Consider the following 8,281-nt stretch of genomic DNA (forward strand, 5'->3'; position numbering starts at 1 on the left):
GCGTACCTGCACGCGGTGGTGGTGCCGACGGCGGTCTTCGCCGCGCCGGAGGACTGGTCCGGCGGCACCGCCGACGGGGCGCTGCGGCGCCGGATCGACCGGGCCGCCGGCGAACTGGCCGAACAGATCCACCGGCGGCCGGCGTCCACCGGGCCGGCAGATCCGTTCGCCCTCACCACGAGCTTCGAGGACCTGCTCGGCCGCGCCGGCCACTGACCGGCGTCCGCCAACCGCGGGCCACACCGTCCCGGGCGGCGTGGCCCGCGCCCGTCTCGAGGCCGCACCGGCCGGAGCGCCGGCCCGCCGACCGCACCGAGTCCGGTCGGCCGCCCGGCGCCGGTCGCGCCCGGGTCGCAAGCGCACCGCGTGCCGGCTCGCGCCGTCCGCGGCGCCGCGTCAGCGGGCGTGGCCGTGGGGGCGGGCGACCAGCACCGGGCAGTGCGCGTGCTGCACCAGGGCCTGGCTGACCGAACCGAGCAGCATCCCGGTGAACCCGCCCCGGCCCCGCGAGCCGACCACCACCAGGGCCGCGTCCCGGCTCGCGTCGACCAGCGCCTGCTCGGGCCCGGCCCCCCGCAGCACCCGCTCCTCGACGGCCACCCCGGGGTGGCTGCCGCGCACCGCCGCGGCGGCGGTGGCGAGCAGGCCGGCCAGCGCCGGCGACGAGGCATCCCCGTCCGCCGGCGCGGCGTGCACCAGCACCAGTCCCACCTCCCGGCCGGCCGCCTCGTCGGCGGCGTACCCGACGGCCAGCTCCGCGGACTCCGAGCCGTCCACCCCGACCAGCACCGGCACGGTCGCCGGAGCCGGTTGCTCGGCGGGCCGGACCACCAGCACCGGGCAGTGCGCGTGCGCGGCGACCTGGCTGCCGACCGAGCCGAGCAGCAGCCCGGCGAAACCACCGTGGCCGCGGCTGCCCACCACCACCAGCTCCGCCCGCTTGGACTCCTCGACCAGTGTGGCGCCCGGCCCGCCGGCCACCTGGCGCACCTCGACCGTGAGCCCCGGCCAGCGCTCGGTCAGGTCGGCCGCGGTCTGCGCCAACATCTTCTGCGCCTCCTCGCTCGGCGCCGGGATGCCCAGGTCGTACGGGTTGAGCGGCACGCCGTAGCCGAGCGGGTGCAGGTAGCCGTGCACCAGGTGCAGCGGGCGACCGCGCCGCACCGCGGCCTGCGCGGCGTGCTCGGCCGCCACCAGGCTCGGCGGGGATCCGTCCACGCCCACCACGACGGGTCGGTTCATCAGCCCTCCCAGGTACTCGATCAGGTCATTGTCCGGGCGCGGTCCGCGGCCCACCGGTATTTCCCCGACACGGCGCCGCGCCGGCGGGTGCCCGCCGGCCCGCCACCGCGACGTCAGGATCCGTCGGCGGTACGCCGGTGCCGCACGATCGCCAGCGGCGAGTGCGCGTGGTGCAGCACCGCGTGGCTGACCGAGCCGAGCAGCAACCCGGCCAGCGCGCCCCGACCGTACGCCCCGACGACCACGAGCTGCGCGGTCCTCGACTCCTCGACCAGGGCCCGGGCCGGGGAGCCCCGGACCAGCCGGCGCCGCACCGGCACCTCGGGGTAGCGCTCGGACCAGCCGGCCAGCGACTCGGCGAGGGTGCGCTCCTCCTCGTCGCCGAACGCCTCGACGTCGTACACCAGGGGCAGGATCTCGCCCGGGCCGGCCGGTGTCGGGTAGAGCCAGGCGTGCACCGCGACCAGCGGGACGCCGCGCCGGGCCGCCTCGTCGAACGCGAACCCGACCGCCTCGGTGGACAGCTCCGAGCCGTCCACGCCCACCACCACCGGACCGTCGGCCCGTGGCTCGCCCCGGACCACCAGCACCGGGCTCTGCGCGCGGGCCGAGACCTGCACGGTGACCGATCCGATCAGCAGGCCGGCGAAACCGCCGAGCCCGCGGTGGCCGAGCACCACCAGGGCGGCGTCGCGGGACTCGTCCAGCAGCACCGGGGTCGCGGCGCCGTCGACCACGACACCGGTGACCGGCACCTCCGGCGTGATCTTGCCGGCCTCGGCCACCGCCTCGGCGACGTACTGCTCGGCCTGGTTGCGCAGCCCGCCGGCCGCCGGTCCACCCGGCACCGGTCCCAGCGGCGTGTCCATCAGCGGCCAGATGAACGCGTGCACGATCCGCAGCGGCCGCTGCCGGTACGCTGCCTCCCGCGCGGCCACCCGCACCGCGTCCAGGGCGGCGGCGGAACCGTCCACACCCACCACCACGGCGGCTCCGGTGTTGCTGGTCATGACAACCTCCTTCGGTCCACCCCAGTCTGTCCAGGTGTCCGGCCGGCGGTCAGAGGCGGTCGTCCCGGGGACCGGGCCGTTGGTCCCGAACCGGCCGGCGCGTGGACCGACCAGCCGCGTCGCGCCGGCGGGCGCGGCGACGGGCAGGCCCGTCGCCCCCGGGCGGGACCAACGGCCCTGCCGGCCGCCGGTCAGGGTGCGGTCTGATGGGACGACGGGCGCGTTCCCGCACCCCGGGAGAGAGGCGTACGCGATGACCACCCTCGACGTCCTCCGCGCGCATCCCTTCCTCACCGGGCTGCCCGAGCCGTGGCTGCCCCGGCTGGCCGGGTACGCCCGGCCGGTGGTCTGGCACCCGGGACACCGCCTGTTCCGCGCCGGCCAGCCGGCGGAACGCTGCTGGCTGGTCCGCGACGGCCAGGTGGCGCTCGACTTCGCGGTGCCCGGCCGGGGCGACGTGGAGTTCGAGATGATCGGGCCGGGCGGGGTGCTCGGCTGGTCCTGGCTCTTCCCGCCGTACCGCTGGCAGTTCGGCGCGGTGGCCGTGCGGCGCAGCACCGCGGTGGAGTTGAGCGCCGCCGGGCTGCGCCGGCTGATGGAGTCCGACGACGCGTTCGGCCGCCAGCTCACCACCCGGTTCATGAGCGTGGTGGTGGACCGCCTGCACGCCGCCCGCGGTCGGCTCCTCGACCTGTACGGCTACCCGGCGCCGGAGCCCGGCGTCAGTTGACCCGCGCCAACCGTCCGCTGACCTGCTCGGCCCGGCCGGCCTACCGGCGCCGGTCGGGCGGCCCGCCCTCTCGGGTCACCAGGAAGCGCCGCGGTCGGCGTCGCCCGGGACGTCGGCCCGCCTGCGGACGATCAGCTCGTCGACCTCCAGCCGCCCGATGCGCAGCTCGCGGATGACCGCCCGGCGGAGCGCGAGCCGCCCGATGGCCAGCACCGCCACGGCGGCGGCCCCGGTGGCCAGCGCGCCGACCGCCAGCGCCCCGATGGCCGCGGCGCTGCCGGCCCGGGCGTCGACGGCCGCCACGCCGGTCGCCGCCGCCCCGGCCGCCCGGTCGCCGCCCGCCGTCGCGCCGGCCGCCCGCACTCCGCGTCGTCGGCCCTGGTTCCGCGCCAGTCTGGTCATCCGGCCATTCTCCGCCGATCTCCGCCGGCCGGCACGGTGATCCGCCCGCCGGCTGGCCGGCACCGAGCCGCCACGCCCACCGCCCGCGCCTGGGGCGACCGGCGCGGAAACGCGCCCTGGGGGCCCGGAACGCCTGGACCGGACGGCCGACCCGGGCGCCGACCGGGCCGGCGGCCCCGGATGTCGGTACCCGGTCCTATCCTCGGCCGGTGACCGCCGACCTGCAGCTACGCCCCGTCCATGACGACGACCTCCCCGAGTTCTACCGGCACCAGCTGGATCCGGAGGCGATCCGGATGGCCGCCTTCACCGCCGACGATCCGGCCGACCCGGAGGGCTTCGCCGCCCACTGGAAGCGGGTGCGCACCGACCCGGCGATCCTGTCCCGCACGGTGACCGTCGACGGCCAGGTGGTCGGGCACGTGCTCGCCTTCCCGGTCGGCGAGCGCACCGAGGTCAGCTACTGGATCGACCGGCGGCACTGGGGCCGCGGCTACGCCACCCGCGCGCTGGGCGCGCTGCTGCGCCAACTGCCCCAGCGCCCGGTGCACGCCCGGGCCGCCAAGGACAACGCCGGCTCACTCGCGGTGCTGCGCAAGTGCGGCTTCGTCATCCGCGGCGAGGACCACGGCTACGCCGCCGGCCGCGGCCACGACGTCGAGGAGTACGTGCTGGAGCTCACCGCCTGAGCCGCCCACGACGCCCGCCGGCGGGGTCCGACGGCTCCCGGCGACGGCGCTGACCAGCGCGGGCACTACCCTCGCGGGGTGAACTGGCTGGATCTGATCGGCTGGGCCGGCTCCGCGCTGCTGGTCTGGTCGCTGTTGCAGGCGCGCATCCTGCGACTGCGCGCGCTCAACCTGGTCGGCTGCCTGGTGCTGATCGGCTACAACGCCGCCCTGGCGGTCTGGCCGATGGTCGGGCTGAACGTGGTGCTGGCTGTGATCAACATCTGGTACCTGCGGAAGATGCTGGCCACCCGGCACGACGAGGAGACCTACCAGGTCGTCGAGGTCGGTGTCGACGACCAGTTCCTCGCCCACACGCTGCGGGTGCACGGCGCCGACATCGCCCGGTTCAACCCCGGCTTCCACTGGCCGCCCGGCACCGTGGCCGAGCGGTCGGCGTTCCTGGTGGTCCGCGCGGACGAGGTGGTCGGGGTGGTGCTCTCCCACGCCGAGCCCGGCGGCGTGGCCCAGATCGACCTCGACTACGTCACCCAGCGGTTCCGTGACTTCACCCCGGGGGAGTTCGTCTACCGGCGCAGCCGCCTCTTCACCGACCGGGGCTTCCGCCGGGTGGTCAGCCCGCCCGGCATGATCGCCCCCTACTACCACCGGCTCGGCTTCCGCCCGGAGGGCGACGCGTACGTGCTGGACCTGCCGGTCGGCGAGCGGGCGTAGCCCGGGTCACCCGGACGGCGGAGGCAGGATTCACCACCCGGTCCGCGGGGCACTGATGCGCGTACGCCGGCGGGGCCTCCGCGCGGCGGCGCCGGTCGGCGTGGTCCGTGCGAGGGAGAACCGGGCGTGCAGAGCTACTGGAGCCAGCTGGCCCTGGTCGGAGTCCTGGTCGTCCTGAACGCCCTCTTCGCCGGCAGCGAGATGGCCCTGGTCTCGCTGCGGGACAGCCAGATCCAGCGGCTGGAGCGTGCCAGTGGGGCCGGCCGGGTGCTGGCCCGGCTCGCCACCGACCCGAACCGCTTCCTGGCCACCATCCAGATCGGCATCACGCTGGCCGGCTTCCTGGCCTCGGCCGCCGCCGCGGTCTCGCTGGCCCGGCCGCTGGTGCCGCTGCTGGGCGCGCTCGGCGGCGCCGCCGAACCGGTCGCCATCGTGGTGGTCACCCTGGCGCTGACCTTCGTCACCCTGGTCTTCGGCGAGCTGGCCCCGAAGCGGATCGCCATGCAGGTGCCCGAGCGGTGGGCGCTGCTCGTCGCCCGCCCGCTGGACCTGCTCGCCTCCCTCACCCGGCCGGCCGTCTGGGCCCTCGGCGCCACCAGCGACCTGGTCGTCCGGCTGGTCGGGCTCAACCCGCAACCGCAGCGCGACGAGATCAGCCCGGACGAGCTGCGCGACATCGTGGCCGGCAACCACGGCTTCACCAAGGAGCAGCAGACCATCATCGCCGGCGCGGTGGAGATCGCCGACCGGCAGCTGCGGGCCGTGCTGGTGCCCCGGTTGCAGGTCTTCACGCTGGACAGCGGGACGACCGCGGAGGCCGCCCGGCTGGTGCTCGCCGCGTCCGGGCACTCCCGCGCGCCGGTGGTGCGCCATGATGGCCTCGACGACGCGGTCGGGGTGATCCACCTGCGGGACCTGGTCGGCGTACCGGACGACCGGCCGATCGACGAGCGTGTCCGCCCGCCGATGCTGCTGCCGGACTCGCTGCCGGTGGTCGACGCGCTGCGCCAGTTCAAGGCGGAACGCCAGCACATCGCCCTGGTGGTGGACGAGCGCGGCGCGGTCGACGGGATCGTCACCCTGGAGGACATCCTCGAGGAGATCGTCGGCGAGATCTACGACGAGACCGACCGGGACGTGCGCTCGGTGCGCACCGAGCCGGACGGCGCGCTGCTGCTGCCCGGCACCTTCCCGGTGCACGATCTGCCGGACGTCGGCGTCGAGCTGCCCGGCCGCCCCGACGGCGACTACACCACCGTCGCCGGGCTGGTGCTCGCCTGCCTCGGGCACATCCCCACGGTGGCGGGGGAGAGCGTCACCGTCGACGGCTGGGACCTCGTGGTCACCCGGATCGCGCACCGCGCCATCACCGAGGTGCGGCTGCGCCGCCAGGCCGAGCCCAGCGGTGACGACCCTGATCCGGACGCCGAGCCGGTGCTGGACCGGGCGGGTGGCTGACCGGGGCGCGGCCGCGCAAGCGCCGCCCGGTGGCCCGCTCCGTCACCTGGCGAAACGCGTCAGGCGGGGTAGAGGTTCTGCAACCGGACCTGCCCGCGGGCCACCAGCCGGGCGTCGGCGTCGGTGATCTCCACCTGCCACAGCTGCTGGCTGCGGCCCCGGTGCACCGGGGTGCCGACCGCCGTCAGCTCGCCGTGGCGGACCGCGCGCAGGAAGTCGGTCTGGTTCGACACGCCGACCACCTGGCCGCGGTCCGCCAGCCAGAGGGCGGCGCCCACGCTGGCCGCCGTCTCGACCACCGAGCAGTACACCCCGCCGTGCTGGATGCCGTACGGCTGGTGCAGCTCCGGGCGGACCTGCCAGCGGATGACCACCCGGTCGCCGGTCACCTCGTCGAACTTCAGGCCGAGCAGGGCGACGAAGCCGCCCGTCACCTCCGTCGTCTCCACGCAGCCCTCCTCGATCATGGAAGGGCCAGCGTATCCGGCGCCGAGTCGGCAAACCCGGTACGGGTCGGCGCCCGGGATGGGGGAGAATCGGTGACCGTGACCGACACCAGCCTCCCGCCACCCGGGCGGGACTCCCTGACCGAAGACCTGCGGTGGCGTGGCCTGATCCACGACTCGACCGGCCTCGACGAGCTGCGCCCGCTGCTCGACGGCCCCGGAGCCGCCTTCTATGTGGGCTTCGACCCGACCGCGCCCAGCCTGCACGTCGGCCACCTCATGCAGGTCACCACGGCACGCCGGCTCCAGCTCGCCGGGCACCGTCCGCTACTGCTGGTGGGCGGGGCGACCGGCCAGATCGGTGATCCGAAGGAGAGCGCGGAGCGCACCCTCAACCCGCCGGAGGTGGTCGCCGGCTGGGTGGCCCGGATCCGCGACCAGCTCGCCCCGTTCGTCTCGTACACCGGGGAGAACGCGGCGCAACTGGTCAACAACCTGGACTGGACCGGCGAGATGTCGGTGGTCGAGTTCCTCCGCGACGTCGGCAAGCACTTCCCGGTGAACAAGATGCTCGCCCGGGAGGTGGTCAAGGCGCGGCTGGACAGCGGCATCAGCTTCACCGAGTTCAGCTACCAGCTGCTGCAGGCGAACGACTTCTTCGAGCTGCACCGTCGGCACGGCTGCCAGCTCCAGTTCGGCGGCTCCGACCAGTGGGGCAACATCACCGCCGGGGTCGACTACGTGCGCCGCCGGGGCGCCGGCCCGGTGCAGGCGTTCACCACCCCGCTGGTCACCAAGTCGGACGGCACCAAGTTCGGCAAGACCGAGGGCGGCGCGGTCTGGCTCGACCCGGAGATGACCAGCCCGTACGCCTTCTACCAGTTCTGGGTGAACGTCGATGACCGGGACGTGAACCGGTACCTGCGGTTCTTCAGTTTCCGCTCCCGCGAGGAGCTGGAGGCGCTGGAGAAGGAGACCGCGGAGCGGCCGGCGGCGCGGCTGGCCCAGCGGGCGCTCGCCGAGGAGCTGACCTCACTGGTGCACGGCGAGCGGGAGATGGCCCAGGCGGTCGCCGCGAGCCAGGCGCTCTTCGGCCGGGGCTCCCTGGCGGAACTCACCCCGGCCACGCTGCGGGCCGCGCTGACCGAGGCCGGCCTGGTCCACGTCGGCGGCGAGCTGCCCGACGTGGCGGCGCTGCTGCGCGAGTCCGGGCTGGTGCCGAGCCACAAGGAGGCGCGGCGGGTGATCGCCGAGGGCGGCGCCTACGTCAACAACAACCGGGTGACCGACGTCGACGCGGTGGTGTCGCCGGAGGACCTGCTGCACGGCCGGTACCTGGTGCTGCGCCGCGGCAAGCGGTCCTTCGCCGGGGTCGAGGTGGAGAGATAGCCGTACGTCGACGGTGTGACGGGGGACGCGCCCCGCGGATTTGACGATCAATCCGCGGGGCGCGTAACTTTCTCTCTGCCAGCGCGGAACGGGGCAAACAGGATGAAATCCTGCGAGTCGCGGGCCGGGAATGGCACCGGCGCCATCGGGGTTACACCCACAGGAGCCGGTTCGGGCGGTGCCCCGGATTCGCCGCGAGGC

General features: G+C 75.2%; 9 protein-coding genes and 1 pseudogene. 6 read left to right on the forward strand and 4 right to left on the reverse strand.

The features are described 5' to 3' along the window. Positions 1 to 216 (forward strand): annotated as a pseudogene (locus AC1WTP_RS33880) (NADPH-dependent FMN reductase); the annotation flags it as partial. Between the two features lie 180 nt (positions 217 to 396). On the opposite strand, the gene AC1WTP_RS33885 reads toward AC1WTP_RS33880, so the two are convergent. Both AC1WTP_RS33885 and AC1WTP_RS33890 read right to left on the reverse strand, forming a co-directional pair. Next, positions 397 to 1,242 carry a universal stress protein gene (locus AC1WTP_RS33885; RefSeq protein ID WP_481653289.1) on the reverse strand — a complete coding sequence of 282 codons (846 nt, stop codon included), beginning with the start codon at positions 1,240 to 1,242 and terminating at the stop codon, positions 397 to 399. 113 nt (positions 1,243 to 1,355) lie between these two features. Next, on the reverse strand, positions 1,356 to 2,252 hold the full coding sequence (locus AC1WTP_RS33890) for a universal stress protein (RefSeq protein ID WP_481653290.1): 897 nt from the start codon (positions 2,250 to 2,252) through the stop codon (positions 1,356 to 1,358). A gap of 253 nt (positions 2,253 to 2,505) precedes the next feature. Here AC1WTP_RS33890 and AC1WTP_RS33895 point away from each other — a divergent pair, with 253 nt between their 5' ends. Then, positions 2,506 to 2,982, forward strand: a complete 477-nt coding sequence (locus AC1WTP_RS33895; protein WP_481653291.1) for a cyclic nucleotide-binding domain-containing protein — start codon at positions 2,506 to 2,508, stop codon at positions 2,980 to 2,982. Positions 2,983 to 3,057: 75 nt separating this feature from the next. Here AC1WTP_RS33895 and AC1WTP_RS33900 read toward each other — a convergent pair whose 3' ends face one another. Next, the gene (locus tag AC1WTP_RS33900) at positions 3,058 to 3,384 is read right to left on the reverse strand and encodes a hypothetical protein (protein ID WP_481653292.1); all 327 of its coding nucleotides are present in this window, start codon (positions 3,382 to 3,384) and stop codon (positions 3,058 to 3,060) included. Positions 3,385 to 3,593: 209 nt separating this feature from the next. On the opposite strand from AC1WTP_RS33900, the gene AC1WTP_RS33905 reads away from it, so the two are divergent. From AC1WTP_RS33905 to AC1WTP_RS33915, 3 genes are all read left to right on the forward strand, one after another. Next, positions 3,594 to 4,073, forward strand: a complete 480-nt coding sequence (locus tag AC1WTP_RS33905) for a GNAT family N-acetyltransferase (RefSeq protein ID WP_481653293.1) — start codon at positions 3,594 to 3,596, stop codon at positions 4,071 to 4,073. A 78-nt stretch (positions 4,074 to 4,151) separates the two neighbouring features. Continuing rightward, positions 4,152 to 4,787 (forward strand): hypothetical protein, encoded by a 636-nt coding sequence (locus tag AC1WTP_RS33910; RefSeq protein WP_481653294.1) that lies wholly within the window; start codon positions 4,152 to 4,154, stop codon positions 4,785 to 4,787. A 126-nt stretch (positions 4,788 to 4,913) separates the two neighbouring features. Continuing rightward, complete coding sequence (locus AC1WTP_RS33915) at positions 4,914 to 6,245, forward strand: hemolysin family protein (protein WP_481653295.1); 1,332 nt, start codon at positions 4,914 to 4,916, stop codon at positions 6,243 to 6,245. Between the two features lie 59 nt (positions 6,246 to 6,304). On the opposite strand, the gene AC1WTP_RS33920 is transcribed toward AC1WTP_RS33915, so the two are convergent. Continuing rightward, positions 6,305 to 6,712 (reverse strand): PaaI family thioesterase, encoded by a 408-nt coding sequence (locus AC1WTP_RS33920; protein WP_481653296.1) that lies wholly within the window; start codon positions 6,710 to 6,712, stop codon positions 6,305 to 6,307. 78 nt (positions 6,713 to 6,790) lie between these two features. Here AC1WTP_RS33920 and tyrS point away from each other — a divergent pair, with 78 nt between their 5' ends. Then, entirely contained in the window at positions 6,791 to 8,080 is a 1,290-nt protein-coding gene (tyrS, locus tag AC1WTP_RS33925) for a tyrosine--tRNA ligase (protein ID WP_481653297.1), read from the forward strand. Positions 8,081 to 8,281: the final 201 nt, after the last annotated feature.

It is taken from the genome of Micromonospora sp. R311 (genome assembly GCF_056780015.1).

Excerpts from the sequence above, each read along its gene's own strand:
- AC1WTP_RS33885 (WP_481653289.1), bottom strand. The coding sequence starts at position 1,242 with ATGAACCGACCCGTCGTGGTGGGCGTGGACGGATCCCCGCCGAGCCTG.
- AC1WTP_RS33890 (WP_481653290.1), bottom strand. The coding sequence starts at position 2,252 with ATGACCAGCAACACCGGAGCCGCCGTGGTGGTGGGTGTGGACGGTTCC.
- AC1WTP_RS33895 (WP_481653291.1), top strand. The coding sequence starts at position 2,506 with ATGACCACCCTCGACGTCCTCCGCGCGCATCCCTTCCTCACCGGGCTG.
- AC1WTP_RS33900 (WP_481653292.1), bottom strand. The coding sequence starts at position 3,384 with ATGACCAGACTGGCGCGGAACCAGGGCCGACGACGCGGAGTGCGGGCG.
- AC1WTP_RS33920 (WP_481653296.1), bottom strand. The coding sequence starts at position 6,712 with ATGATCGAGGAGGGCTGCGTGGAGACGACGGAGGTGACGGGCGGCTTC.